Origin of the sequence: Microbacterium sp. Ld4, assembly GCF_045066555.1 — a bacterium.
Classification (GTDB): domain Bacteria; phylum Actinomycetota; class Actinomycetes; order Actinomycetales; family Microbacteriaceae; genus Microbacterium.
This window is the reverse complement of record NZ_JBISHE010000008.1, coordinates 20,820-46,562: the sequence shown is the minus strand read 5'-3', so window position 1 is coordinate 46,562 and position 25,743 is coordinate 20,820. Positions and strand designations below refer to the sequence as shown.

Annotated in this window: 21 protein-coding genes and 1 tRNA gene; 4 read left to right on the top strand and 18 right to left on the bottom strand. The window is 71.2% G+C overall.

Features of this window, described 5'->3' with window-relative positions; all coding sequences use genetic code 11:
* Positions 1-18: 18 nt before the first annotated feature.
* Positions 19-1,833 (bottom strand): glycoside hydrolase family 15 protein, encoded by a 1,815-nt coding sequence (locus tag ACJJV7_RS03180; protein WP_405372422.1) that lies wholly within the window; start codon positions 1,831-1,833, stop codon positions 19-21.
* Between the two features lie 121 nt (positions 1,834-1,954).
* A complete protein-coding gene (locus ACJJV7_RS03175) occupies positions 1,955-3,463 on the bottom strand; it encodes a SulP family inorganic anion transporter (RefSeq protein WP_405372421.1) in 1,509 nt (502 codons plus the stop codon).
* 97 nt (positions 3,464-3,560) lie between these two features.
* Between ACJJV7_RS03175 and ACJJV7_RS03170 the strand changes: the two genes are divergently transcribed.
* Positions 3,561-4,142 carry a hypothetical protein gene (locus tag ACJJV7_RS03170; RefSeq protein WP_405372419.1) on the top strand — a complete coding sequence of 194 codons (582 nt, stop codon included), beginning with the start codon at positions 3,561-3,563 and terminating at the stop codon, positions 4,140-4,142.
* Here the strand turns inward: ACJJV7_RS03170 and ACJJV7_RS03165 are convergent.
* From ACJJV7_RS03165 to ACJJV7_RS03135, 7 genes are all read right to left on the bottom strand, one after another.
* Positions 4,120-5,475 carry a M1 family metallopeptidase gene (locus ACJJV7_RS03165; RefSeq protein ID WP_405372417.1) on the bottom strand — a complete coding sequence of 452 codons (1,356 nt, stop codon included), beginning with the start codon at positions 5,473-5,475 and terminating at the stop codon, positions 4,120-4,122. The genes ACJJV7_RS03170 and ACJJV7_RS03165 overlap by 23 nt on opposite strands.
* Positions 5,472-9,401: a Pls/PosA family non-ribosomal peptide synthetase gene (locus ACJJV7_RS03160; protein ID WP_405372415.1), complete on the bottom strand. Its 3,930-nt coding sequence runs from the start codon at positions 9,399-9,401 to the stop codon at positions 5,472-5,474. Before ACJJV7_RS03160 ends, ACJJV7_RS03165 begins: the two co-directional genes overlap by 4 nt.
* A 129-nt stretch (positions 9,402-9,530) precedes the next feature.
* Positions 9,531-10,286, bottom strand: a complete 756-nt coding sequence (locus ACJJV7_RS03155) for a DUF2510 domain-containing protein (protein ID WP_405372413.1) — start codon at positions 10,284-10,286, stop codon at positions 9,531-9,533.
* A complete protein-coding gene (locus ACJJV7_RS03150; protein ID WP_405372411.1) occupies positions 10,283-10,882 on the bottom strand; it encodes an isochorismatase family protein in 600 nt (199 codons plus the stop codon). The genes ACJJV7_RS03155 and ACJJV7_RS03150 overlap by 4 nt, the downstream gene beginning before the upstream one ends.
* Positions 10,879-13,098: an MMPL family transporter gene (locus tag ACJJV7_RS03145; RefSeq protein ID WP_405372409.1), complete on the bottom strand. Its 2,220-nt coding sequence runs from the start codon at positions 13,096-13,098 to the stop codon at positions 10,879-10,881. The genes ACJJV7_RS03150 and ACJJV7_RS03145 overlap by 4 nt, the downstream gene beginning before the upstream one ends.
* Before the next feature lie 41 nt (positions 13,099-13,139).
* Positions 13,140-13,529, bottom strand: a complete 390-nt coding sequence (locus ACJJV7_RS03140; protein ID WP_405372407.1) for a hypothetical protein — start codon at positions 13,527-13,529, stop codon at positions 13,140-13,142.
* A 15-nt stretch (positions 13,530-13,544) separates the two neighbouring features.
* Positions 13,545-13,620 (bottom strand) — tRNA-Thr (locus ACJJV7_RS03135).
* Between the two features lie 220 nt (positions 13,621-13,840).
* Between ACJJV7_RS03135 and ACJJV7_RS03130 the strand changes: the two genes are divergently transcribed.
* From ACJJV7_RS03130 to ACJJV7_RS03120, 3 genes are all read left to right on the top strand, one after another.
* A complete protein-coding gene (locus tag ACJJV7_RS03130; protein WP_405372405.1) occupies positions 13,841-14,734 on the top strand; it encodes a MetQ/NlpA family ABC transporter substrate-binding protein in 894 nt (297 codons plus the stop codon).
* Positions 14,735-14,802: 68 nt separating this feature from the next.
* Positions 14,803-15,840 (top strand): methionine ABC transporter ATP-binding protein, encoded by a 1,038-nt coding sequence (locus tag ACJJV7_RS03125; protein ID WP_405372403.1) that lies wholly within the window; start codon positions 14,803-14,805, stop codon positions 15,838-15,840.
* Positions 15,833-16,492 (top strand): ABC transporter permease subunit, encoded by a 660-nt coding sequence (locus tag ACJJV7_RS03120; protein WP_405372401.1) that lies wholly within the window; start codon positions 15,833-15,835, stop codon positions 16,490-16,492. The genes ACJJV7_RS03125 and ACJJV7_RS03120 overlap by 8 nt, the downstream gene beginning before the upstream one ends.
* Positions 16,493-16,510: 18 nt before the next feature.
* Here the strand turns inward: ACJJV7_RS03120 and ACJJV7_RS03115 are convergent, their stop codons facing one another.
* The 9 genes from ACJJV7_RS03115 to ACJJV7_RS03075 all read right to left on the bottom strand — a co-directional run bounded on the left by ACJJV7_RS03115 (position 16,511) and on the right by ACJJV7_RS03075 (position 25,390).
* Positions 16,511-18,046 carry an alpha/beta hydrolase gene (locus ACJJV7_RS03115; protein ID WP_405372399.1) on the bottom strand — a complete coding sequence of 512 codons (1,536 nt, stop codon included), beginning with the start codon at positions 18,044-18,046 and terminating at the stop codon, positions 16,511-16,513.
* Positions 18,043-19,197: a DNA polymerase III subunit delta' gene (locus tag ACJJV7_RS03110; protein ID WP_405372397.1), complete on the bottom strand. Its 1,155-nt coding sequence runs from the start codon at positions 19,195-19,197 to the stop codon at positions 18,043-18,045. Before ACJJV7_RS03110 ends, ACJJV7_RS03115 begins: the two co-directional genes overlap by 4 nt.
* Positions 19,198-19,206: 9 nt before the next feature.
* On the bottom strand, positions 19,207-19,857 hold the full coding sequence (tmk, locus tag ACJJV7_RS03105; RefSeq protein WP_405372396.1) for a dTMP kinase: 651 nt from the start codon (positions 19,855-19,857) through the stop codon (positions 19,207-19,209).
* Positions 19,854-22,520: a type I DNA topoisomerase gene (gene topA / locus ACJJV7_RS03100; protein ID WP_405467814.1), complete on the bottom strand. Its 2,667-nt coding sequence runs from the start codon at positions 22,518-22,520 to the stop codon at positions 19,854-19,856. The genes tmk and topA overlap by 4 nt, the downstream gene beginning before the upstream one ends.
* Positions 22,521-22,594: 74 nt before the next feature.
* Positions 22,595-22,921 (bottom strand): Rv3654c family TadE-like protein, encoded by a 327-nt coding sequence (locus ACJJV7_RS03095; protein ID WP_405372393.1) that lies wholly within the window; start codon positions 22,919-22,921, stop codon positions 22,595-22,597.
* Positions 22,921-23,256 carry a TadE family type IV pilus minor pilin gene (locus tag ACJJV7_RS03090; RefSeq protein ID WP_405372392.1) on the bottom strand — a complete coding sequence of 112 codons (336 nt, stop codon included), beginning with the start codon at positions 23,254-23,256 and terminating at the stop codon, positions 22,921-22,923. Before ACJJV7_RS03090 ends, ACJJV7_RS03095 begins: the two co-directional genes overlap by 1 nt.
* Positions 23,253-23,456 (bottom strand): DUF4244 domain-containing protein, encoded by a 204-nt coding sequence (locus ACJJV7_RS03085; RefSeq protein WP_405372390.1) that lies wholly within the window; start codon positions 23,454-23,456, stop codon positions 23,253-23,255. Before ACJJV7_RS03085 ends, ACJJV7_RS03090 begins: the two co-directional genes overlap by 4 nt.
* 75 nt (positions 23,457-23,531) lie before the next feature.
* Entirely contained in the window at positions 23,532-24,404 is an 873-nt protein-coding gene (locus ACJJV7_RS03080) for a type II secretion system F family protein (RefSeq protein WP_405372388.1), read from the bottom strand.
* Positions 24,401-25,390 (bottom strand): TadA family conjugal transfer-associated ATPase, encoded by a 990-nt coding sequence (locus ACJJV7_RS03075; RefSeq protein ID WP_405372386.1) that lies wholly within the window; start codon positions 25,388-25,390, stop codon positions 24,401-24,403. Before ACJJV7_RS03075 ends, ACJJV7_RS03080 begins: the two co-directional genes overlap by 4 nt.
* Positions 25,391-25,743 lie beyond the last annotated feature (353 nt).

The window sequence follows — 25,743 nt, the reverse complement described above, 5'->3', positions numbered from 1 at the left end:
GTGGTCGGTGGGTGGGGGTCAGCGGGTGTCGGCGTCGTCGCCGACGAGTTCCCGGATGAGCAGGGCCGACTGGATGAGCGCGAGGTGGCTCAGCGCCTGCGGGAGATTGCCGCGGAAGGATCCGTCGGCGGGGTCGATCATCTCGGCGAACATGCCGACGTCGTTTCCCGACGCCACGAGCTCGGTCATCGCGGCGACGCCCTCGTCGTGCCGGCCGACGCAGACGAGCGCAGCGGCCCGCCAGAAGCTGCAGGCGACGAACGTCGCCTCCTCCTCGCGCATGCCGGTGTAGCGGTAGAGGTGCGGCCCCTCGCCGAGTTCGGCCGACAGGGCGTCGATCGTGCGCGACATCCGGTCACCGCGATCGAAGCCGCTGAACGCGTGGAGGAGGACGGAGGCGTCGAGATCGCGACTCCCCTGCGCCATCACGTAGGCGCCGCGCGACTCGGACCAGCCGAACTCGTCGACCCACGCCCTGATGCGCTCGGCCTCTTCGCTCCACCGCGAACTGCGCCCGGGGATCTGCCCGAGCTCTGCCAGGTGCACCGCGTCGCGCAGCGCCTGCCAGCATCCCATCTTCGACGAGACGTAGTGCTTCTCCTCGGGGAGCTCCCACATTCCCGAATCGGGATTGCGCCAGATGTCGCAGGTCATGTCGGCGAACATCGACAGCATCCGCCCCGTCTCGACGTCGAGGATGTTGCCCGCGTCGACGTAGGCCCGACAGATCGCGAACAGATCGCCGTACACGCCGAGCTGGAGCTGCTCGCGCGCCGGGTTTCCGGTGACGACCGGACCGATCCCGCGCCAGCCCGGCACGTCGTACGTGCGCGCTCCACCATCGAGGTCGCCGTCGAGGGTGTACATCACGTGGAGCTCGGGGCCGTTGGCCCGGATCGTCCGGAGCAGCCACGAGATCGCCGCGTGCGTCTCCTCGCGGAGCCCGAACCCGATGAGGGCATCGACCGTGTACGCGAGGTCACGGACCCACGCCAGCCGGTAGTCCCAGTTCTTGCCCCCGTCGAGGTTCTCCGGAAGAGACGTCGTCGCGGCGGCGGCGATCGCGCCGGTGGGGCTGTGGATCAGGAGCTTGAGCATGAGCGCGCTCCGCTGCACCGCGGCCGCCCACGGCCCGTCGTAGGAGAACTCCTTCGACCAGGACCGCCACGCCTCGATCGTGCGGTCGATGCCGCGATCGACGTTGTCGGGATCGGGAAGGTGCACGGGTTCGTCGTGCGTGCCGACGACGATCACCAGGTGGCGGCTGCCCTCCGAGGTGCGGAAGTGACCGCGCACCGAGGAGGTCAGACCCGCCTCCGACGGCGCGCCGTCGGGGCCGTGGTTCTTTCCGGTGACCCCGATCGTCGTCAGGCCCGAGCGCATGATGCGGCCGTCGTGCTCCGGGTCGTGCCACGGGGCGGCCGTCTTGAGCGACGTTCCCGGCTGCACACGCCAGCGGAACTCCACCTCGCCCTCGACGCCGTCCACGCGGCGCGCGAGCTCGGCCCAGGGAAGGCGTCCGGCGACTCCGGTCACGAGGGCGTCGGTGACCGTCGCCGTCCCCTTCTCGGTCAGGAAGGTCGTGACGAGCACGTTCGTGCGCGAGCTGTAGCGCCGGCGCACGCGATACTCGCCGACCGGCTCGAGTTCGATGCATCCACCCGCGTCGTCGTCGAGCAGCCGGCCGAAGATCGGGAGGTCGTCGACGCCGGGAAGCGGCATCCAGTCGATCTGTCCTCGCATGCCGATGAGGGCCACCGTCCGCCCGTCGCCGATCGGGGCGTAGTCGCGCAGGTCGGCGCCGGGCATCGCGTCAGCAGTGGAGTGCGGCATGCGGCGGGAGGTCTCCTCGAGAAGCGTCCCCGGCGGTGATCGCCGGAGACTTCGAGTCTCGCGCTCTCCGCACGCGGGGCCATCCCGGTTGACAGCCCCCGCCGCGTGTGATGAGGTCCGGCTACTCGCCGCCGAGACCGCCCGACAGACGGCCGTGGAAGTCCGTCGTCGCCGAATTCATGCCCCGGAACTCGACCTGTGTGCCGCGCTGGGCATACTTCGCCTGGATCGCATCGAGCGCCGCCACCGTCGAGGCGTCCCACACGTGCGAACGCGACAGGTCGATGACGACGCGGGCAGGGTCCCGGGTGTACTCGAACTGCGTCGTCAGGTCGTTGCTCGAGGCGAAGAAGAGTTCGCCGTCGACGGCGTAGTGCGCGACCTCGCCCTCGACGACCCGGGTGACGGTCGTGAAGTGCGCGACGCGACGCGCGAACAGGACCATCGCCGCGATCACGCCCGCACCGACACCGATCGCGAGGTTGTGCGTCCACACGGTGACGACCACGGTCAGCACCATGACGGCCGTCTCGCTCCGCGGCATCCTGCGGAGCGTGGAAAGGCGGATGCTGTGCCAGTCGAACGTCGCGATGCAGACGACGATCATGACCGCCACGAGGGCGCCCATCGGGATGATGGCCACGACATCGCCGAACACGAGGACGAGCACGAGCAGGAAGACGCCCGCGAGGAAGGTCGAGATGCGCGTGCGCGCCCCCGACGCCTTCACGTTGATCATCGTCTGCCCGATCATCGCGCAGCCACCCATGCCGCCGAACAGGCCCGACAGGATGTTCGCGGCGCCCTGACCCCACGCCTCGCGGGTCTTGCGCGAATGGGTGTCGGTGATCTCATCGACGAGCTTCGCGGTCATGAGCGACTCGAGCAGCCCGACGACGGCCATCGCCGCGGCGTAAGGGAAGATGATCGCCAGCGTCTCGCCCGTGAGCGGCACGTTCGGCAGGAACAGCGTCGGCAGGCTCTCGGGCAGTTCGCCCTGGTCGCCCACCGTCGGCACGGTGAGCCCGAAGACGATCGCTGCCGCGGTGACGACGACGATCGTCACGAGCGGAGCCGGCACGACCTTGGTGAGGCGCGGCAGGAGGAAGAGGATCAGCAGGCCCGCCGCCGTGAGGGGGTAGACAGCCCACGGCACGTCGATCAGCTGTGGGATCTGCGCGAGGAAGATGAGGATCGCGAGCGCGTTGACGAAGCCGACCATGACGCTCCGTGGGATGAAGCGCATCAGCTTCGCGACCCCCAGTGCCGCGAGGAGCACCTGGATGAGCCCGCCCAGCATGACCGTCGCGATGAAGTAGTCGACCCCGTGCTCTCGCGCGACAGGAGCGATGACGAGAGCCACGGCGCCCGTCGCCGCGGTGATCATCGCGGGGCGTCCGCCGAGGAACGAGATGGCGACCGCCATGATGAACGACGAGAACAGCCCCAGCCGCGGATCGACCCCGGCGATGATCGAGAACGCGATCGCCTCGGGGATGAGGGCGATCGCGACCACGAGCCCGGCGAGGGTCTCCCGTGTGAGAAGACGCGGGCTCCGCAGCGCCTGCAGAACCGTCGGCTCGATGCGGTAGCGCTCGGAATCGTCGCGGGTGGGGGTGACAGCGGTCATGGGGCTCCAGGGAACGGGCGAGGTCGCGCCGGCGTGCGCGCCTCGCGCAGCGGTTCACACTACCCGCCCCGTGCGCGGTCGCCGCTAACGTGGGGCCGTGACCGCAGCGTTCGAATCGGTCGGCCGGATCATCGTCGGCCGTGTCGCCGCACACCAGGCGCCGACCGCCGCCTCGATCCACGGCGAGGCCTCCGCCGCGGGGAGGCGGCTCCTCACCGAGGCGATCGCCGCCGCGGGCGAGCCCGGCGCCGTCGTGACCTCGCACTGCGACACGTGCGGCGGGGACGATCACGGGCGTCCCGTCGTGGCATCCGGTCGCACGGTCGTCAGCGTCGCCTATGCGGCAGGGCTCGTGATGGTCGCCGCCGCTCCTGCCGAGGCCGCGAGCGCGATCGGCATCGACGTCGAGACCGACCGCGGCGGGGCGCTCGACGAGCTCGCCGCGCTCTTCGCGCCGCACCCCGCCCCCGACGTGCGGCGCTGGACGCAGCTCGAAGCGGCGCTGAAGGCCGACGGGCGGGGCATCCGCGTGTCCCCCGAGCGCGTGGTCATCGCCCAGCGCGCAGGCCGCTCCTTCGCCGAGGTTCCCGGCCGGGACGGCCTCATCGAACTGTTCGACGCCCCCGCGCCCCTCGGTTACCGGGCGAGCCTCGCCGTCATCCCCCCAGCGCCGGGCTGAGCAGCACGGGGCCGGTGACGGGCGCCGGCTCTCCGCCCGGACCGGCGGGGAGCTCGGGCAACGCCGTGCGGTGCAGCCAGGCGGCGAACAGGCCGCCCAGCGGAAGCGCCGTGTGACGGGCGGCGGTCGCGATGAGATCGTCGGTCGTCGCGGCGCGGTAGGCGAAGGTCGACACCCACTCGCGCACGATCTCGAAGAACGCGGCGTCGCCGACGGTCAACCGGAGGGCATGCAGCGTGAGCGCGCCCCGCTTGTAGACGCGGTCGTCGAACATGAGCTCGGGGCCGGGGTCGGAGAGCACGAGGTCCTGCGGCAGGCCGCGGAGACGGGCGTGATGCCCGAGCGCCTTGGCGTGGGCGGTCGGACCGCCCGAGGCCTCCGACCAGATCCATTCGGCGTAGCAGGCGAAGCCCTCATTGAGCCAGATGTGCTGCCAGCCGGTGAGACCCACGCTGTTGCCGAACCACTGGTGGGCGAGCTCATGGGCGACGAGCCGCTCGAGCGAGCCCTCGCCGTCGATGTGGTTGGCCCCGAAGATCGCCATCGCCTGGGCCTCGAGGGGGATCTCGAGGTCGTCCGGCGTCACCACGACCGTGTACGCCGAGAACGGATAGCGGCCGAAGGCGTCGACGAACGTCGCCATCATCTCGGGCAGCCGGGCGAAGTCGGATCGCACCCGGCCGGTCATCGCCGCCGGATAGTGCAGGTGCCCGGGCACATCCCGCAGCATCATCGGCTCGTCGACGTACCGGCCGATCTGGAGGGTCATGAGGTAGGTCGGAGTCGGCGCCTCGATCGAGAAGTCCCACTCGACCTGGCGCCCCGACTTCGCCGTGGTCGCGGGCGTGGAGCCGATCACCGCATATCCGGGGTCGGTGGCGACCCGGACGCGGTAGGTGGCCTTGTCGCCCGGAAGGTCGTTGCAGGGGAACCAGCTCGGCGCACCGGTGGGCTGCGAGGCGATGATCAGGCCGTCCTCGAGCTCCTCCCAGCCGAGCAGGCCCCACCGGGTGCGCCGCGGCTGCGGGGCACCGGCATAGGTGACGGTGATGCGCGCCGTCTCCCCCGCGGCCAGCGGAGCCGACAGGGTCACCTTGACCTTGCGGTCGGTCTGACGGAAGGTCGCGCGGTCATCGTGCGCGACACGGACCTTGCCCACGCGCAGGCCGACGAGGTCGAAACGCACGCTCCGCAGCTCCTCCTCCGCACGGATGTCGATGACCGCGACCGCGCTCAGACGGTTCGTCGCGAGCCGGTAGTCGAGGGCGAGGTCGTAGTGGAGGGCGCGGTAGCCGGCGTCGCCGCTGTGGGGGATGTACCGATCGACCGTCATCCGTCGGCGTCCTGATAGGCGCGCACCTTGACGACGCGCCAGGGGCCGATCGGGTTGCCGCTCCACCGGCTGCCCGCGGGCACGGTCTCGCCCCGCATGACCAGGGATGCCGGGCCCACGGTGGCGTCTGCGGCGATCGTCGCCGCCGGCAGCACCACCGAGTGGGGGCCGAGCGTCGCGCCCGACTCGAGGGTCACCGTGTCGATACTCATCACCCGATCATGGAACAGATGTGTCTGAACGACACATCCGCGGTTCACCGTCGCACCGTCGCCGAGGGTCACGAGGTCGGGTTCGGGGAACCAGTAGCTGTCGGTCCACACCCCTCGGCCGATCTTCGCGCCCAGGGTCCGGAGCCAGACGGCGAGCGCGGGAGTCCCCGCCGCCGCGTTGGCGAACCAGGGCGCCGCGAGCATCTCGGTGAAGGTGTCGGCGACCTCGGTGCGCCAGACGAAGCTCGACCACAGGGTGTGCTCGCCCGGCCGGATCGGCCCGACGAAGACCCACTTCGCGGCCGACGTCACCCCGGCCGCCACGGCACCGGCGGCGAGGAGGACGGCCCCGGATGCCGCGACCGCGGCGGCGATCCCGGCGGCATCCACGATCGCTGACAGGACGAGGAGGACGGCGAGCCCCAGCGCGCACGTCGCGATGACGGGCACGATTCGCAGCAGCTCCCACAGGGCCCGCGCGACGCGCAGACGGGGATGCGGACGATAGGTGCGCTCGAGATCGGCTTCGTTGACCACGCGGCGGAGCCGGACCGCCGGCGAACCGAGCCACGACGATCCCGGCTTCGAGCGCTCGGGCGCGACCGAGAGCACCGCCACCAGGCCGTCTTTCGGCACGCGGTGACCCGCGGCGGCGAGTCCGGAGTTACCGAGGAAGGCGCGCTTGCCGATGCGCGCGGGGCCGAGCCGCATCCATCCGCCGCTGAGCTCGTACGTGGCCACCATGGTGTCGTCGGCGAGAAAGGCGCCGTCGTCGATCGTGGTCATCGAGGGGATGAGGAGCACGGTCGACGCCTCGACGTCGCGCCCCACCTGGGCGCCGAGGAGGCGCAGCCACACCGGCGTGACGAGGCTCGCGTACAGCGGGAAGAGCAACGTCCGGGCCGAATCGAGCACGCGCTCGGTGGTCCAGGCCTGCCACGCCACCCTGCCGCGGACCGGATGGACTCCGGCCACCAGCCCGATCGACAGGAGCCGGACGGCCGCCACGACGCATCCGCCGAAGACGAGGCCTGCCGTGACCACGCCGGGGACGAGCCAGGCCGCCAGCGCCGGAACCGCCGCAGCGAGGTCGTCGGCGCCGCGGGCGCCGCCCGCCACGACGAGCGCGCCGGCTCCGAAGGCGACGAAGGGCAGGGCGCCGAGCACGGTCGACGACGCTCCGTAGGCCCACAGCCATCGCCGGCCCGCGGGCGGACGACCCGGAGCGAACGGCATCGACCGGCCCCCGACGCGAGCGGCGGGCGAGCCCGCCCAGCGCTGGTTCGACCGCACCCGGCCGAACACGGCGGACCCGGGCGCGATCTCCGCCCCACGCCCGATCTTCGTCCCCGGAGCGAGGGTGCTCCGGGAGCCGATCGTCGCGCCCGCGCCGATGCGGATCGCCCCGATCCGCACGGTGTCGCCGTCGATCCAGTAGCCCGCCAGGTCGACCTCGGGCTCGATCGCCGCTCCTTCGCCGACGTAGAGCATGCCCGTCACCGGAGGCAGCGAGTGCATGTCGACGTCACGCCCGATCCGTGCGCCGAGGGCGCGCGCGTACCAGAGCACCCACGGCGCGCCCGCGAGGCCGACCGGGTCGATCTGGTGCGAGAGCTGCTCCGCGAGCCACAGCCGCAGGTGCACTCCGCCGCCTCGGCGGTAGTCGCCCGGTCGCACGCCCGACAGCAGCAGCCGAGCGGATGCCGCGGCGATCGCCATCCGCCCGAACGGCGTCGCGAAGAGCAGCAGCCCGCCGATCACGACGCCGAGCGGGGCGTCGGGGAGGAACGCGAAGCCGGGCACCCACTGGAGGAGCCACGAGGCGGTCAGCAGCCACGTGACCCAGCGCGCACCGCTGAGGATGAACAGGGGCACGCCGAGCGCGGTCTGCAGCACCTGCATCCGCCGGGGTGTGGGCGTCGCGGCGCTGTACTCGCGGTCGGCCGTCTCGCCCGCGGCATCCTCGACCGCATCCGCCATGCGCTGCAGGCGGGGACGGTCGTACACGTCGGCCATCGTGAACTCCGGCGCCCGGGTGCGGATGCGGGACACCAGCTGCGCCGCGGCCAGCGAGCCGCCACCGAGCTGGAAGAAGTCGGCCCCCTCCTCGTGGGGACGCACCCCCAGCACGGCGAACCACTGCTCGGCGAGCCATGCGGCGGTGCCCGACAGCGTCGAGTCGCCCGCGCCCGGGTCGTCGAGGGGCCAGGGCAGCGCCGCCTTGTCGACCTTGCCCGAGGTCCGCACCGGGAGGTCGTCGACCTCCGCCAGGAGCGGGATGAGCGGCGCGGGCAGCGCGACCGTCAGCTGGGCGCGGGCCGCCGCACGGTCGAAGCCCTCCCGGGGGACGAGATAGCCCACGAGCACAGCCGCCCCGGACGCCGTCTTCTGCACGACGACCGCCGACCCGGAGACGTGGTCGAGGTCCTGCAGGGCCGCCTCCACCTCGCCGAGCTCGATGCGGCGGCCGCCGATCTTGACCTGGTCGTCGACTCGGCCCTGGAAGACGAGGCCCGCCGCGTCCGCGCGCACCATGTCGCCGGAGCGATAGGCGCGGCTCCACCCGAGCGTCGGCATCGGGGCGTACTTCTCGGCGTCCTTCGCGGGATCGAGGTACCGCGCGAGCCCGACGCCGCCGATGATCAGCTCACCGACCTCGCCTTCGGGTACCGGCCGCCCCTCGGAGTCGACGACGGCGAGCGCCCAGCCGTCGAGCGGGAGACCGATCCGCACCGGGCCCTCGCCGTCCATGAGCGCGGCGCACGCGACGACCGTCGCCTCGGTCGGCCCGTACGTGTTCCAGAGCTCGCGCCCTTCGCCGACGAGCCGGGCGACGAGTTCAGGCGGGCACGCCTCGCCGCCGAAGATCAGCAGGCGCACGTTCTCGACGGTGTCCTGCGGCCAGAGCGCCGCGAGGGTCGGCACCGTCGAGACGACGGTGATGCCGTGGCCCAGAAGCCACGGGCCGAGGTCTTCTCCCGAGCGCACGAGCGACCGCGGCGCGGGCACGAGGCAGGCACCGTGCCGCCAGGCGAGCCACATCTCCTCGCACGAGGCATCGAAGGCGACCGACAGACCTGCGAGCACGCGGTCTCCGGGGCCGAGCGGCGCCTCTTGGAGGAACATCCGCGCCTCCGCGTCGACGAATGCGGCGGCGGAACGGTGCGAGACGGCGACGCCCTTCGGAACCCCGGTCGACCCCGACGTGAAGATGACCCACGCGTCGTCGTCGGGTGTCGGCTGCCCCGGGAGCGCGATCGGCGCCGTCGCCGGGTGGGCGTCGCCCTGCAGGATGCCGCCGCCGGGTGCGTGGTCGTCGCCGGATGCCGGGACGAAGCGGCCTCCCTCCCCCACGATTCCGCGCACCGCGGCCTCGGCGAAGACGAGATCGGCGCGCTCCTGCGGGTCGTCGGCGTCGACGGGTACGTAGGCGGCTCCCGCGGCGAGGACCGACAGGATCGACACGTACAGGTCGCGGCGGCCCGACGGCATCCGGATGCCGACACGGTCGCCGCGCTGCACACCCTGGGCGTGCAGCCGCGTCGCCGCCTGCCCGACGCGCGCCATCAGCTCGGCGTAGCTCAGGGCGCCGTCCTGGTCTTCGATCGCCGAGGCGTCGGGATGCCGCCGGGCGGTGTCCCGGAGCACGTCGATCAGCGTGCGGGCAGCCGGAGCATGCGCCACACGGTCGTATCCGGGGATCGCAGGGAGCACCAGTCGCCTCGTCTCTCTCTCGCCGTCCGCGGGGGCGCGCAGAGCCGGTCGGGAGCGCCACAGGGTAGCGGGTCGAGGGGAACGGGAGACGAACGCCCTCGTGTGACCGACTCTAGAGCGCGGCGGCGCTCACCCCGCGACCATCAGGGTCGCCAGCGAGTCGACGAACGCCGAGAGCCAGAGCACGAGCGCGATCAGCCCCACCAGGAGCCCGATCAGCCAGCCCCACAGCGGTGCGAAGCCGCCCCCGGTGGCGCGTCGCACGACCACGGTGCGGCCCACGATGTAGACGGCGAGCGTGGCGACGAACACGAGCGCCGACCAGCCCCACCCGAAGGGCTTCTCGACGCCGCGCCGGCGGAGCGAGCGTGCGTCGAGCCAGGCGAAGAGGACGGATGCCGCGAGCGAGAGGCCGTTGACGAACGCGAGGAGCAGGAGCCCGCCGAGCACCCAGCCGCGCGGTCCGGGGTCGAAGCCCGCCGGCAGCGTGAAGTAGCCGATGAGCTGCGCGCTCGTGATCGCGTCGATGAGGAGCGCCGAGCACAGTGGGAAGACCGAGAAGACGATCGCGAGCCACACCCAGACGGTGTTCGTGCGCGTTCGCGTTTTCGCACCCGCACTCGAGGGTCGCGGCGCCTCGGGCTGCCGCCCCGGAGCCGGAGCCGGGGCCGGGTTCGCCGCCGACCGCTCGATCACGTCCGCGGCATCTGCCGCTCCGGCTTCGTCGGCCGGGTCGGTCGGTTCGCGCGTTCCTGCCGGCGCCGAAGGATCCGAAGGCTCTGCGGGCGCGACCGTGTCAGGCGCCCACTCCGATCCGTCCCACCATCGCAGCTGTCCGGGGACTCCCGGATCCGCGTACCAGCCCGCGGGAGCGCCCCGGCTCACCGTCCGGGCTCGGCGGTCGGGGCGGATGCGCCCACGAGCTCGGCGCCCGCGTGGGCGAGCTCGGCGAGCGCCGCCTCGCTCGGAGCCGGCGCGACACCGGCGATCAGGCCGGTCAGCACGCGGACGTGACGCCCGTGCGCGATCGCGTCGAGCGCAGAGGCCCGCACGCAGTGGTCGGTCGCGATTCCCGTCACGTCGACGTCGGTGATGCCCTGGGCCGACAGCAGCTCGGCGACGGTCTCACCGGCATCCGTCGTGCCCTCGAAGAGCGAGTACGCCGGCCGGCCCTGGCCCTTCTTCACGTGATGGGTCACGGCCGTCGTGTCGAGGCCCGGATCGTAGTCGGCACCGGGTGTGCCGGCGACGCAGTGCACGGGCCAGGAGTCGGTGAAGTCGGGCTCGGCCGCGAAGTGGCCGCCGTTGTCGCCCTCGGCGTCGTGCCAGTCGCGCGAAGCGACGATCAGCGCGTAGTCACCGGCATGTGCCGCCAGGTGCGCGGCGATCCCCGCGGCGACGGCATCGCCGCCGTCGACACCGAGCGCACCGCCTTCGGTGAAGTCGTTCTGCACGTCGACGATGAACAGGGCTCGGCTCATGTGTCGAGCGTACGACGGTACTCCGCTCTGGTCATCTTCACGGCGTCATCGTTTCGGGGGTCGAGACGGGCCAGTTTCGACGGCCACCAGATCTTCGGGCCGATGTCGTAGGCGAGCGCGGGCACGAGCAGCGAACGCACGATGAAGGTGTCGAGCAGCACGCCGAACGCGACGATGAAGGCCAGCTGCACCAGGAAGAGGATCTGGATGACCCCGAGCGCCGCGAACGTCGCGGCGAGCACGAGCCCCGCCGACGTGATCACGCCGCCGGTCGCGACCAGTCCGCGCAGGATGCCGGGCCGCGTGCCGTGCTGGAGCGACTCCTCGCGCACCCGCGACATCAGGAAGATGTTGTAGTCGATGCCGAGGGCGACGAGGAAGACGAACCCGTACAGCGGCACTGCGGGGTCGGCTCCGGGGAACCCGAGCAGGTCGGTGAACACGATGCCGCTGACACCGAGCGCGGCGGCGAACGAGACGATGACGCTGAGGATCAGCAGCACCGGCGCGACGACGGAGCGCAGGAGCAGCATCAGGATCAGGAGGACCACCACGAGGATCACGGGGATGATCACCGTGCGGTCGCGGATCGAGGTGTCGTTCGTGTCGAGGTCGATCGCCGTCGTCCCGCCGACGATCGCGCCACTCGCATCCGAGGTGAACGCCGTGCGCAGATCGCGCACGGTCTGCTCCGCCGCAAGCGAGTCTGCGGCGTCGGCGAGCGTGCCGACGAGCATCACGTCGCCGCCGACGACGGTGGCGCCGGGCGCTGCCGCGCCGGGCGGCCCCTGCGCGGTGAGCACGAGCTCGCCCTCTTCGACGGATGCCGCGGCCTGCCCGGTCGGGGATTCTTCGCTGAGCACGGCGAGCGAGTCGATGCCGTCCTCCGCGGTCAGCACGGTGGCGGCGTCTGCCGCATCCGCCTCGGCGACGATGACGTAGAGCGGGCTGCCCGATCCGGCGGGGAAGTGCTCGCCGAGCACCGCCTGGCCGTCACGCGCCTGCGACTCCCCGAGCACGAGCTCGCTCGAGGAGACCCCGTCGGCCTGGAACTGGGTGATGCCGAGCGATGCCGCGAGAAGGACCACCGTCGAGGCGATCCAGACGATGCGCGCCCGCCGCGCGATGAACCGGGCGAGGCGGGCCCAGACGCCCTTCACGGGCTGCGTCAGGTCGTCGGGCATCGCCCGGGCGCCCACCTTCGGGATGAACGGCCAGAACGCCGCACGGCCGGTGAGGGCGAGGAGGGCGGGCAGGAAGGTCAGGGCCGACAGCATCGCGAACGCGATCCCGATCGACGCGATCGGCCCGAGCGCGCGGTTGCTCGCGAGATCGCTCAGCAGCAGGCAGAGGAGCCCGGCGATCACCGTGCCGCCGGATGCCAGGATCGGCTCGAAAGCGCCCCTCCATGCGGTCACGACGGCGTCCCAGCGCTCCCGGCCTTCGCCGATCGCCTCGCGGAACCGCGCGACGTAGAGGAGGGCGTAGTCCGTCGCCGCGCCGATGACCAGGATGAAGAGGATCCCCTGCACCTGGCCGTTGAGGACGAAGATCTCGGCCTTCGCGAGCCACCAGACGCTCAGCAGGGCGACGCACAGCGCGAACACCGACGTGAGCAGCACGAGGAGCGGCAGGAGCGGCGACCGGTAGACGACGATCAGGATGAGGAAGACGGCGCCGAGAGCGACCAGCAGCAGCAGCCCGTCGATGCCGGTGAAGCCCGACGCGAGGTCGGCCGTGAATCCGGCGGGCCCCGTGACCCACGCCTCGAGGCCGGTGGGGGTCTGCGCGTCGACGAGGTCCCTGATCTCGCCGACGATCTCGGTGACGTCGCCCGAGGTGTCGATCGACACCACGATCTGCGCCGCCTCGCCGTCGTCGGATGGGATGGCCGGGGATACCTCGTCGATGCCGTCGATCCCCGCCACCGACTCCCCCAGCGCCTGCACGCCCTCGAGCTGATCGGGGCCGAGCTCGACGCCCGCGTCGAACACGATAAGGGCGGGGATCGCCTCTCCGCCGGTGAAGTCGTCGAGGCGCTCCTGCACCTGCGTCGACTCCGCACTCTGCGGGAGGAAGGAGGACTGGTCGTTCGTGGAGACCTCGTCGACCTTGCCGAAGTACGGTCCGCCGATCGATCCGCCCGCGAGCCAGATGACGACGAGGACGAGCGGGAGGGCGATGCGCAGCCACCGCGACGGGGTCCGAGAACTCATATCGCTAGAATAGCTAGTTATACGCTTTTACAGCAAACGGATCATCCGCGCGTAAAGAGCGCTACGACCGACCAGACGACCGTGACCACACCCAGCACGAAGCCACCGGCGGCGAGACCCCAGAGAAGGCGGAGCACACCGGGCCGAGCGGTCATCCGCATCCGGTCGCGCCAGCCGTGCCGGTAGAAGATGTCGGCGCGGTCCTTGCCCTCGAACGCGGCGACGTCGTGGTCGGAGAGTCGAGCGGAGTTCACTTCGCCGTCGGCGTCGATCCACCGTGCCGTCGTGCCGTCGTCGTCGAGGTAGGCCTCCGCCGCGAGCCAGCTGCCGTCGGCCGCCCAGACGATCACGGCGGCGATGGCGAACGCGAATGCGGCGCCGAATCCCACCCACGAGAAGATCTCGAGAATCGCATCGAGGGCGTTTGCCACGTGTGTCCTCTGTTCTGGAGCCACCTAAGGGAATCGAACCCTTGACCTATTCATTACGAGTGAATCGCTCTGCCGTCTGAGCTAAGGTGGCGCGCTTCGCTCGCGCGTTGCACGATCATCGATCCTACAGGGTGCAGAGGGATGCCGCGAACCGCCCCCGCACAGGCGGGTGTCGGCGTGTTACGGCCGGCTTCGAATCCCGCGCGGGGAAACGTACCGTTGTCGAGGCACCGCGATGAGGCGAGCGCGGTCCCCGGCTGTGCTCGGCGCGTTCGCGCCCCGTCGGTGCCCTCGAACCACCAAGGAGCACCATGTCCAAGAAGATCCTGGCCGCCGCCGCGCTGGCCCTCCCCGTCGCCCTCCTCCTGAGCGCGTGCGCCACCCCCGGAGCCGGCTCGGCCGGTTCGGGCGAGACCGACGGCCCCGTGCGCATCGGCGTCGTCGGCGCGGGCGACCCGTACTGGGACGCCTACACCGAAGCGGCCGCCGCCGAGGGCATCGAGGTCGAGCTCGTCGACTTCACCGAGTACACGCAGCCGAACCCGGCCCTGACCGCCGACGAGCTGGACCTCAACCAGTTCCAGCACATCGTGTACCTCGCGACGTACAACGTGCAGTCGGGCGAAGACCTCGTGCCGGTCGGCTCGACGGCGATCTACCCGCTCGGCCTCTACTCGGCGAAGTACGACTCCGTCGAGGACATCCCTGCCGGCGAGACCGTCGCCGTCCCGAACGACGAGTCGAACCAGGCCCGCGGCCTGCTCGTGCTGCAGTCGGCCGGACTCATCGAGCTCAAGGACGGCGGCTCGATCTTCTCGACCGTCGCCGATGTGCTCGACACCTCGAAGGTCACCGTCGAAGCGCTCGACGCGGCCTTCACCGCGACCTCGCTGCCCGACGTCGCGGCCGCGATCGTCAACAACGACTTCGTCGAGGATGCCGGACTCACCCCCGAGGACGCGATCGCGACCGACGACCCGAGCGACCCGAACGCCCTCCCCTACGTCAATATCTTCGCCGCACGCGCGGACGAGGCCGACAACGAGACGTACCAGACGCTCGTGGAGATCTACCAGGACACGAAGGCCGTCCAGGACGGTGTGCTCGAGGCATCCGGCGGCACGGCGCAGCTCGTGAAGACCCCGGTCGACGACCTCGTGACCTCGCTGCACGACGTCGAGGACGACATCCGCGCCAACCAGTAAGTTCCGCTCCGATGCGGCTCGTCCCTCGTGGGCGAGCCGCATCGGCATGTGCTCGAGGAGCCGCACCCATGACCTTCATCCGCCTCCGCGGCGTCACCAAGTCCTTCCCGTCGACGACGAGGGGCGCAGCCCCTGTCGTCGCCGTCGACGACGTCTCGCTCGACATCGAGGCCGGCTCGATCACCGGGATCATCGGCTACTCGGGCGCCGGCAAGTCGACCGTCCTCCGGCTCGTGAACGCGCTCGAGAAGCCCACGAGCGGTTCGGTCGAGATCGACGGCCGCGACATCACCCGCTTCGGGGAGCGCGACCTGCGCACCCTCCGCGGCGACATCGGCATGATCTTCCAGCAGTTCAACCTCTTCGACTCGCGCACCGTGGCCGGCAACGTCGCCTACCCGCTCGAGATCGCCGGCCGCTCGCGGGCCGACATCCGCGCACGCGTCGAAGAGATGCTCGCCTTCGTCGGCCTGGCCGACAAGGCGCGCAGCTACCCGGAGCAGCTCTCGGGCGGTCAGAAGCAGCGAGTCGGCATCGCCCGTGCACTCGCCACTGAGCCCCGCATCCTCCTGGCCGACGAGGCGACGAGCGCCCTCGACCCCGAGACGACCCACGAGGTGCTCGGACTGCTGCAGCGGGTGAACACCGAGCTCGGCATCACCATTCTCGTCATCACGCACGAGATGGAGGTCGTCCGCACCATCGCCGACCGCATCGTGGTCATGGAGAACGGGCGCGTGATCGAAGACGGCAGCGTCTTCGACATCCTCTCCACCCCCCAGCACGCCGCCACCCGCCGTTTCGTGTCGAGCATCATCGACGAGGTGCCGTCGGGTGACAAGCTGCAGCACCTGCGCGACCGGCATCCGGGGCGGATCGTGACGTTCTCCGTCCGCGACGGCGACGTGGCCCAGGCCGACGTCTTCACTGCGATCGCGGCGCACGGCGTGCGCTTCGAGCTGATCCACGGCGGCATCAACGACATCGGCGGGCGGGTCTTCGGCCACCTGTCGCTCTCGCTGACGGGCGACGCCGACGCCGTCGACCGCGCGATCGCCGCGGCGCGAGAACACGCGCCCCTGACTGAGGAGGACTCCCGTGGATAGGCTCATCGATCTGCTCCCAGACCTCTGGGATGCCACGTTCGAGACGCTCTTCGTGGTCTCGTTCGCACTCATCCTCGGCGGCGTGCTGGGCCTGCTGCTCGGTCTGGCGCTGTACGCCACGCGCGACGGCAGCCTGTTCCCGAACCGCGCCGTCTTCGGCGTGCTGAACGTCCTGGTGAACTTCTTCCGCCCGATCCCGTTCGTCATCCTCCTCGCGGCCGTGCAGCCGTTCGCGCGCGCTCTCGGCATTCCGGGCATCGGACCGAGCTTCGCCGTCTTCGCGATCACGCTCGCGTCGCTGTTCGCGATCAGCCGCATCGTCGAGCAGAACCTGCTGACGGTGCGCCCCGGAGTCATCGAGGCTGCGCGCGCGGCGGGGGCCAGCCGCAGCCGGGTGCTGTTCCGCCTCGTCCCGCGCGAGGCGCTCGGCCCCCTCGTGCTCGGCTACACCTTCATCGTGGTGGCGCTCGTCGACATGACGGCGATCGCGGGAGCGGTCGCCGCCGGCGGTCTCGGCGAGTTCGCGATCGTCTACGGGTTCAAGCAGTTCAACCCGGTGGTCACCTGGGCCGCCGTCCTCGTCATCATCGTGATCGTCCAGGTGGTGCAGTTCGTCGGCAACGGCCTCGCGCGCCGCATCCTCCGCCGGTGACGACGCCCGTGGCGGCGCTCACTCGCAGGTGATGTCGGCGTCCGGCACCGTACCCGACACGAAATACGCCTCGACAGTGTCATCGATGCACGCATTGCCCTTGTTGTAGCCGAGGTGCCCCTCGCCGACGCGGGTGAGCAGGATGCCGGAGTCGAGCTGCTCGGCGAGGGCGGCCGACCATTCGTAGGGTGTGGCGGGGTCGTTGGTCGTGCCGACGAGGAGGATCGGATCGGCCCCCGACGCGTGGATCTCGCCGCGGGTTCCTGTCGGCGGGTAGGGCCACGAGGCGCAGAGGTCGACGCCGGTCCAGTAGGGCGCGATCGTGGGCGCCTTCTCCTCGACGAGGGCGTCGGCGGCGTCCTGGGCGTCGACCGGATCGGCCGGGTAGTCCATGCAGTTGTATGCCGTGAACGCCTCGGTGGAGTTGTCGAGGTACTGGCCGTCGATGCGGTTGTAGTACGTGTCGACGAGGATGAACATCGGGTCGGCGTCGCCTTCGAGGGCTGCGGTGAGGGCCGAGGTCAGGTAGGTCCAGTTCTCCTCGCTGTAGAGCGCCGTGATGATGCCCATGACCGCGGCGTCGCCGCCGAGCTCGCGCCCGTCCGTCGCCGTGAGCGGCGACTCGTCGATCGCGGCGAGGGCATCGGCCAGCTGGGTCATCGCGGCGTCGAGCGAGCCCTCGAACGGGCAGTCCTCACCGGACTCGAGGCATGACGCCATGTAGGCGCGGAGAGCCGATTCGAAGCCGACCGCCTGACGCGCGCCCACCTCGCTGCCCGGCACCGAGGGATCGATGCCGCCGTCGAGCACGACGCGACCGACCCGCTCGGGGAACAGCTCGGCGTAGGTGGCGCCGAGGAACGCCCCGTACGAGTAGCCGAGGTAGTTGAGCTTCTCGTCGCCCAGCACGCCGCGGAGCAGGTCCATGTCGCGCGCGGCGTTCGCTGTCGTGATCTGCGGCAGGATGTCGCCGCTGTTCTCCGTGCACGCTTCGACGAACGTGTCGGCGCGCTCCGTGAGCTCGCCCTCCCAGGCCGCACTGCCGCGGGGGGCCGCGGGCACGTCGAACAGGTACGCGTCCATCGCTTCGGGGTCGAGGCACGTGACGGCCGTCGATGCGCCGACGCCGCGCGGGTCGAACCCGACGACGTCGTAGCTGCCCAGCAGCTCCTCTCCCACGGCGAAGGATGCCGATCCGCGGACCAGGTCGACACCGCTGGCACCCGGCCCGCCGGGGTTCACGAGCAGCGAGCCCTTCGATTCTCCGGAGGCGACACGCACGATCACCGCGAGCTCGAGGTCCTCCTCGCCGGGCTTCGCCCAGTCGACGGGGGCCGTGACCGTCCCGCAGAAGAAGTCGCCGTCGCCGCCGCCCTCGCACCGCTCCCAGCCGATGTCCTGCGAGTAGTAGTCGACCAGCTCGGCGGGGACCCCGTCGGTCACCGGCGGTCGGTCGGGCGCGTCGCGTCGCTCTTCGGGCGCGCACGACGTGAGCGCAGCCACCGCGGTGATCGCCACGACGGCGGGGACGAGGGCGCGAAGGAGGCGCCTCACTGCCGACGCCCCGTGGCGACGGTGATGAGCATGCTCTCGAGGGCGAGCGCGGGGGCGGCGTTGCCCTGCAGGTTCGTGCGGGTCTCGGCGATCGCGTCGAGAACCGTGAGGGTCCGCTGCGGAGCCCATGCGGCCGCGAGCGCGTCGATGTCAGGTTCGAGCTCGCGGTTGATGAGGTCGGTCGCGCGACCGAACTGCCGCATGAGGGTGTCGCGGTACAGCGACTCGAGGTCGGTGAGCACTCGGTCGATCCCATCTCTCAGGCTGCGCGTCGCGCGGCGCTTCTGGTCGTCTTCGAGGGCGCTGACCTGGCTGCGGACGGCCGGAGGCACAGCGCCGCCCGGAGTAACGCCGAGGGTGTGCAGGAGCGCCGTGCGCTCGTCGTCGTCGCGCGCGGCGGTGAGCGCCTTGGCATCCTCCGTCGCCAGAGCGACGATGCGCGCGGCGATCTCGACCGCGTCTCCGACCCCGCGGACCCCGAGCACCGAGCGGAGCGTCTGCTCGCGTCGATCGCGTGAGGCCGCGTCCGTCGCGAGGCGCTGCGCCATTCCGATGTGACGCTGGGCGAGGCGCGCCGATTGCTCCGCCACGGCGTCACTCACTCCTGTGCGTGCCGAGATCAGCCGTGCAACGTCGGCGACGTCGGGCTCGCGGAGGCGCAGGATGCGCACGCGCGAACGGATCGTCGGCAGGAGGTCGGCGTCGCTCGGGGCGCACAGGATCCAGACGGTGTTCTCGGGCGGCTCCTCGAGGGCCTTCAGCAGCACGTTGCTGGTGCGCTCGACCATGCGGTCGGCGTCTTCCATGACCATGACGCGGTAGCGGCCGAGCGACGGCGAGAAGTACGAGCGCTCGACGAGGGCGCGCGCATCCTTGATCGAGATGATGACGCCCTCGGTGCGCAGCGCCGTGACGTCGGGGTGCGTGCGGGCGATCACCTGACGCATCGCGTTCTCGTCGCCGGGCTCGGCGATGAGGGCGGCCGCGAAGGCGTATGCGAGGGTCGATCGCCCCGATCCGGGCGGGCCGGTGATCAGCCAGGCGTGGGCGAGCTGGCTCGGGTCGGATGCCGCGGCGCTGAGCTGCTGCACGGCGTCGTCCTGGCCCCAGACCTCACCCCACGGCAGCGTGGCGGGGGCGGCGGTCGTCATGTCGACAGCCTACGGCGTGGCGCCGACGCCGCTCTGCGCGTCGAGGGCCGCGGCGACCCGGGCGCGGACGACCTCGGCGATCTCCGCGACCGGCGCGGTCGCGTCGACCACGACGAAGCGGCCGGGTTCGGCGTGGGCGAGCGCGAGGAACGCCTCGCGGACGCGCTCATGGAACGCGCTCTTCTCGGCCTCGAGCCGGTCGAAGGGTTTGTCGGCGGCGTCGAGCCGGGCGCGGGCGACCGCGGGGTCGACGTCGAGCAGCACGGTCACATCGGGAAGGGCGCCCTCGGTCGCCCAGAGCGACAGATCCCGGATGCCGGCTCCGTCGAGCACACGACCGGCACCCTGGTAGGCGACGGACGAATCGAGGTAGCGGTCCTGGATCACGACCTCGCCGCGCTCCAGCGCGGGACGCACGAGCGTTGCCACGTGGTGGGCACGATCCGCCGCGTAGAGCAGCGCCTCCGCGCGGGGCGCGATGTCACCGCGATGGTGCAGGACGATGTCGCGGATCAGCACGCCGACCTCGGTGCCGCCGGGTTCGCGTGTGCGCACGACCGACCGCCCGGTCGTCCGCACCCACTCCTCGAGGAGGCCGGCCTGGGTGGTCTTCCCCGAGCCGTCGCCTCCTTCGAGGGTGATCCAGAGCCCGCGGGTCACTTCTTCTTCGCGGCGGGCTTGCGGGCGGCGGGCTTGCGGGTCGTGCGCTTGGGGGCAGGGCCCTTCGCGCGCTTGTCGGCAAGCATCTGCACGGCGACCTCGAACGTGATGTCGTCGGGCGTCTGACCCTTCGGGATGGTGACGTTCGTCGTCCCGTCGGTGACGTAGGCGCCGAAGCGACCGTCCTTGATGCGGATCGGCTTCTCGCTGACCGGGTCGGCCTCGAACTCCTTGAGGGAGGTCGCGGCACGGTTCGCGTACTTCGGCTGCGAGTAGATCTCGAGCGCCTGTTCGAGGGTGATGTCGAAGATCATGTCCTCGCTCGCGATGCTCCGCGAGTCGGTGCCCTTCTTGATGTAGGGACCGTACGGGCCGTTCTGCGCGGTGATGGCGACGTTCGACTCGGGGTCGACACCCACCTCGCGCGGCAGGGACAGCAGCTTGAGCGCCGTCGCGAGGTCGATCGTCTCGGGCGACATGCTCTTGAACAGCGAGGCCCGCTTGGGCTTGGGCGGCACGACCTTCTTGGCGCCGCGCTTGGGCTTCGCCTCGGGCTCGGCGGGTGCCTCCTCCTCGGGAAGGACCTCTTCGAGGTAAGGACCGAACCGGCCGTCTTTGATCACGACGTCGCGACCGTTGTCGGGGTTCTGCCCGAGCACCCGGTCGCCGCCGACCGGCGCGTCGATCAGTTCGCGCGCCTTGGCAGGCGTGAGCTCATCGGGGGCGAGGTCTTCGGGGACGTTGATACGACGCGGTGTCTCGGGGTCGTAACCGGGGACTTCGAGGTACGGTCCGTAGCGCCCGAAGCGGAGAACCGCGACGTCGCCGATCTTCGTGGAGTTGATCTCGCGCGCATCGATGTCACCGAGGTTGTCGATGATGTTGCGCAAGCCGACGTGGCCCTCCGACCCGAAGTAGAACTCCTGCAGCCAGGCCGCACGGTTCTGCTCGCCGCGGGCGATCGCGTCAAGATCGTCTTCGAGGGCAGCCGTGAAGTCGTAGTCGACGAGATCGGCGAAGTGCTCCTCGAGCAGGCGCACGATGCTGAACGCGAGCCAGCTCGGCACCAGGGCCTGGCCCCGCTTCGAGACGTACCCGCGGTCGAGGATCACGTCGATGATGCTCGCGAACGTCGAGGGGCGACCGATGCCCTTCTCCTCGAGCGCCTTGACCAGGGATGCCTCGGTGAACCGCGGCTTCGGGCTGGTCGCGTGCCCCTTCGGCTCGATGTCGCGCAGGGTGAGCGCGTCGCCCACGCTGAGCGCCGGGAGCGACTGGTCGTCGGTGCGGTCGTTGTCGTTGCGCTTCTCGTCGCGTCCCTCTTCGTAGGCCTCGAGGAAGCCCTTGAAGGTGTAGACCGTGCCGGATGCCGTGAACGTGGCTGTCTGGCCCGCGGCATCCGCATCGATCGTGACCGTCGTGGTCTCGTACTTCGCGTCGGACATCTGGCTCGCGATCGCGCGCTTCCAGATGAGGTCGTAGAGCCGCAGCTCGTCGCGGTCGAGCCCGGACGAGACGTCCTGGGGCTTGCGGAAGACCTCGCCCGAGGGACGGATCGCCTCGTGCGCCTCCTGCGCGTTCTTCGCGTTGTTGCGGTAGCTGCGCGGGTTGGCGGGCACGGCCTTGTCGCCGTAGAGCGCCACCGCCTGCGAACGCGCGGCCGTGACCGCCTGGGTCGACAGGGCGGTCGAGTCGGTTCGCATATACGTGATGTACCCCTTCTCGTAGAGTCGCTGCGCGACGCCCATGGCGTGCTTGGCGCTCATCGAGAGCTTGCGACCGGCCTCCTGCTGGAGGGTGGAGGTCGTGAACGGGGGCTTGGGGCTGCGGGTACCGGGCTTGGCCTCGACCGCGGTGACCGATGCGGCGCCGGCGGCGGTGAGGGCCTCCGCCAGTGCGCGGGCCTGGTCTTCGGTGAGCACGACGACGGCCTTCTTGAGCGAGCCGGTGTCGTCGAAGTCGGTGCCGCGCGCGAGCGGTGCACCGTCGAGGCGGGCGAGGCGGACGGCGAACGCGTCGGCGCCCTTGATCGCGGTCGAGTCGACATCCCAGTACGAGGCGGAGACGAACGCCATACGCTCGCGTTCGCGCTCGACGACCATGCGGGTCGCGGCCGACTGGACGCGGCCGGCGCTGGTGCCCTGGCCGACCTTGCGGCGCGTGACGTCGGAGACGTCCCAGCCGTAGAGGCGGTCGAGGATGCGACGGGTCTCCTGGGCGTCGACGAGGGCGTGGTCGAGTTCGCGGGTGTTGTTCACCGCGGCCTGGATGGCGTCCTTCGTGATCTCGTGGAAGACCATCCGCTTGACGGGGACCTTCGGTTTGAGGGTTTCGAGCAGGTGCCACGCGATGGCTTCGCCTTCGCGGTCTTCATCAGTGGCGAGCAGGAGCTCGTCGGCGCCCTTCAGGGCGCGCTTGAGCTCGGTGACGGTCTTCTTACCCCGATCGCTCTCCACATAAAGAGGGGTGAAGTCGTTCTCGATGTCGATGGAGTACTTGCCGACCGAGGTCTTCTTCAGGTCAGCGGGGATGTCCTTCTTGTCGGCGAGGTCTCGGATGTGCCCGACCGAGCTCATCACCTCGTAACCGTCGCCCAGGTATCCCTGGATTGAGCGCATCTTCGTCGGAGACTCGACGATGACGAGCTTCTTGCCGTGTGCCACGTGGCGTCCTTTCTTCGTTGCACACCATACACACCGCTTTTGTCAAGAGTGCCCGGCGGCGGGACACCGGGCGCTCACCGGGCGCCGGGTGGAGGGCCCGCGCGCGCCTTCGCCCGGGCCGAGAACGCGCCGAACGGAACGGTGATCTGGACGGTCGCGACGAGCCCCGACAGCGTGCAGCTCTCGACCGACGCGCCGACGCGTTCGGCGACCTCCGCAGCGCGCGCGCACGGGACGCCGACGACGAGACCCGAGGCGGTGTCCGCGGCGGCGAGCGCGGCGGCATCCGCTGCTCCTGAGGCCCGCGCAGACGTCGCCGAGGCCAGTCCGGCGGTCGTCAGTCCGACGGCCAGCGTCGCGACGACCGCGACGGTGCCGACCGTCATCGCCGTCCCCGCCATCAGAGCTCCTCGGCTGCGAGCGCGCACGAGCGTGCTCGGAGTTTCGGCAGCGGAAGAGCGGTTCCGTCGTCGACGACCGCGTCGACGCAGACGAGTTCGCCGTCGCGGCGAACGGTCACCGCCGCGCCGTCCAGCAGCGTGCGCGCGATCGCCGCCACCCGATCGCCGGGCTCGTCGCGCGCCGCCCACCGAGCCGCCTGGGCGGCCGCCTGCTCGAGACGCACCTGCCTGCCTCCGACGGACAGTGCCGAGACGGCGAGGACGATCACGAGCACGACGGCGGGGACGACGACGGCGAACTCCGCCGTCACCGACCCCCGCTCGTCGCGCCTCATGACACGGTGAGGGCGCGCCGGACCAGATCGGTCAGGATGCCGCGCACCTCGTCCGATCTCATGATGATGACGAGCAGCCCCGCGAAGGCGACGGCCGCCATGGTGGCGATGGCGTATTCGGCGGTGGCGGCACCGCTCTCATCGGTGAACAGGTCGGCTGCGCGTCGGCGCGTCAACGGCGGGAGATCGATGTGGGTCATGGTTCCTCCTGGGTGTGATGTGGGTGGGCACGAGATGGTGGGTACGACAGGGCGCACCGGGACTGAAGGCCTCCGTCAGAGCGTCAGCGGAGTGGTCGTGAGCACGGACAGCAGCATGGGCCCCACGCCGAGCAGCAGGAAGGCGGGCAGCGTGCAGACGCCGAGCGGCAACAGCAGCCGGCTCGAGAGGGCCGCTGCGCGCAGCCGTCCTTCGGTGCGGGCGGCCTGGCGCCTCGCCGCGGCGTCGGCGCGGAGGAGCTCGACGGCGGGGGCGCCCGCCGATCGCGACAGGTCGAGCACGGCCGCCGTGTCGGCATCCGTCTCCGATCCGGCCGCGGACTCGACGACGGCGAGAGCGCGCGGAATCGAGACACCGCCGGCGAGGGCGATCGCGACGACCTCGGCGCGGAGGCCGGGGATGTCGTCGCCGGGCTGAGCTCGCGCGACGAGGGCCCGCGTCCAGCGGTGCGTGATGAGCATGAGCAGCACGCCGGCGACGATGCACGCGACCCCCACGGGATGCGTGAGCGCGCGGAGCGGATCGAAGCCGAGCGCCGCGCCGAGACCCACGGCCACGAGCGGAAGCCAGCCGATCAGGCGGGCCGTGGTCTGCGGCTCGGCGAGCGCGGTGCGGACGTCGTCGCGGGCCTGATGCGCATCGCGGAGCGCATCGGCGAGCCCTCGAAGACTGTCCGCGAGCGGCGCGCCCACCGTGATCGCCACCTCCCATGCGACCCCGATCTGGGCCCACGCCTCCCCTCGCGGCCGCAGAGCACTCGCCACCGATCCGCCGTCGCGGCCGGCCGTCACGACCGCGGCAGCGGCAGCGTCACCGGCGTCGGCCAGGTGCTGCCAGGCGCGCACCGGCGCGACGCCCGCCTGGAGCAGGACGGCGAGTCGGTGCACGGTCGCGGCGACCGCGGCGACGTCGACGCCCTCCCGGGTCACGACAGCACCTCGATGCCGAGGCGGTCGCCGTCTGCCACCGGGCGTGCGATGCCGGTGACGCGTCGGATGCCGTCGCTCCCCCGCGCGACGTGGACGACGGCCCCGATCGCGCTCGCGACCTGGCGCGCGAGCGCGCGGTCGCCCATCCCCGCCAGCGCCCCGAGCGCTTCGAGGCGCGCCGGGACGTCGGCGAGCCCGCTCGCGTGCATGGTCCCCGCGCCGCCGTCATGGCCGGTGTTGAGGGCGGTGAGGAGCTCTCGGACCTCTTCGCCGCGGCACTCTCCGACGATCAGCCGGTCGGGACGCATCCGCAGCGCCTCCCGCAGGAGTCGGGCGAGGGAGACCGCTCCAACCCCCTCGAGATTGGCCTGCCGCGCCTCCAGCCGCACGTGGTGCGGGTGCGCGATGCGGAGCTCCGCGACATCCTCGATCGTGACGATCCGCTCTTCCGCCGGCACCCGTCCGAGGAGGGCGGCGAGCAGCGTCGTCTTGCCCGCTCCGGTCGCGCCGGTGACGAGGATGTTCGTCCGCTCCTCGATCAGCCGCTCCAGACGCGACCCCAGGGCCGCGTCGAAGGCTCCGCGGCGTCCCAGCTCGTCGAGGTCCGGCATCCCCACCCCGGGAAGACGGATCGAGATCGTCGCACCCTCGCACGAGATCGGCGACAGCACCGCGTGCACGCGCACGCCCTGCTCCCACCGGACGTCCACGCAGGGCGTCGCGTCGTCGAGGTGGCGCCCTCCGAGGGCGATGAGACCGACCGCGAGGTCGCGGACGGCGACGTCGTCGGCATCCCATCCTGCGACCGGTTCGGGCCCCCGACCTCGATCGACGAACAGCCCCGACGACCCGTTCACGAACACGTCGGTGACGGCGGGGTCGGCGAGATAGGCGCGGAGGGGCTCGACGACCGGGTGCGCCGGCACGGGCCGGAGCGCGGCCGCCGGCGTGCCACCCCGGGGTGCGATCACGAACGGCTGCGACATAGCCCGACGCTAGGGCGGCGTGCGCCCGCTCCTTCGACGTCCGCGATGAGCCGTGGAGACGCGGCGTCCGCTCCGCCCTGGGGAGAGGATCCCGGGCACCCCTGATCGGGGCCCCGGAGCAAAAGAGAAGGGCGGCATCCTTTGGGGGGAAAGGATGCCGCCCACGCAGCCGCGCGTCAGGGGGGATCAGCGGGCCGCGAGACCGAAGCAGATGTTCGGGCAGTAAAGATTCTACCCGCCCTCGGGCCCTCACCGCGACGCGACATCACCACGACATCGCGCCGTGTCCGTGGCCCCGACGCACCCCCACTATCGGCGGTAGTCGGCCGCGCTTCGCGGAACCTACAGTGCAG

Bases quoted from the DNA above. Each gene is read 5' to 3' on its own strand.
- ACJJV7_RS03180 (WP_405372422.1), bottom strand. From the start codon at position 1,833: ATGCCGCACTCCACTGCTGACGCGATGCCCGGCGCCGACCTGCGCGAC.
- ACJJV7_RS03175 (WP_405372421.1), bottom strand. From the start codon at position 3,463: ATGACCGCTGTCACCCCCACCCGCGACGATTCCGAGCGCTACCGCATC.
- ACJJV7_RS03165 (WP_405372417.1), bottom strand. From the start codon at position 5,475: ATGACGGTCGATCGGTACATCCCCCACAGCGGCGACGCCGGCTACCGC.
- ACJJV7_RS03150 (WP_405372411.1), bottom strand. From the start codon at position 10,882: ATGAGCCGAGCCCTGTTCATCGTCGACGTGCAGAACGACTTCACCGAA.
- ACJJV7_RS03145 (WP_405372409.1), bottom strand. From the start codon at position 13,098: ATGAGTTCTCGGACCCCGTCGCGGTGGCTGCGCATCGCCCTCCCGCTC.
- ACJJV7_RS03130 (WP_405372405.1), top strand. From the start codon at position 13,841: ATGTCCAAGAAGATCCTGGCCGCCGCCGCGCTGGCCCTCCCCGTCGCC.
- ACJJV7_RS03125 (WP_405372403.1), top strand. From the start codon at position 14,803: ATGACCTTCATCCGCCTCCGCGGCGTCACCAAGTCCTTCCCGTCGACG.
- ACJJV7_RS03110 (WP_405372397.1), bottom strand. From the start codon at position 19,197: ATGACGACCGCCGCCCCCGCCACGCTGCCGTGGGGTGAGGTCTGGGGC.
- ACJJV7_RS03095 (WP_405372393.1), bottom strand. From the start codon at position 22,921: ATGGCGGGGACGGCGATGACGGTCGGCACCGTCGCGGTCGTCGCGACG.
- ACJJV7_RS03090 (WP_405372392.1), bottom strand. From the start codon at position 23,256: ATGAGGCGCGACGAGCGGGGGTCGGTGACGGCGGAGTTCGCCGTCGTC.
- ACJJV7_RS03085 (WP_405372390.1), bottom strand. From the start codon at position 23,456: ATGACCCACATCGATCTCCCGCCGTTGACGCGCCGACGCGCAGCCGAC.
- ACJJV7_RS03075 (WP_405372386.1), bottom strand. From the start codon at position 25,390: ATGTCGCAGCCGTTCGTGATCGCACCCCGGGGTGGCACGCCGGCGGCC.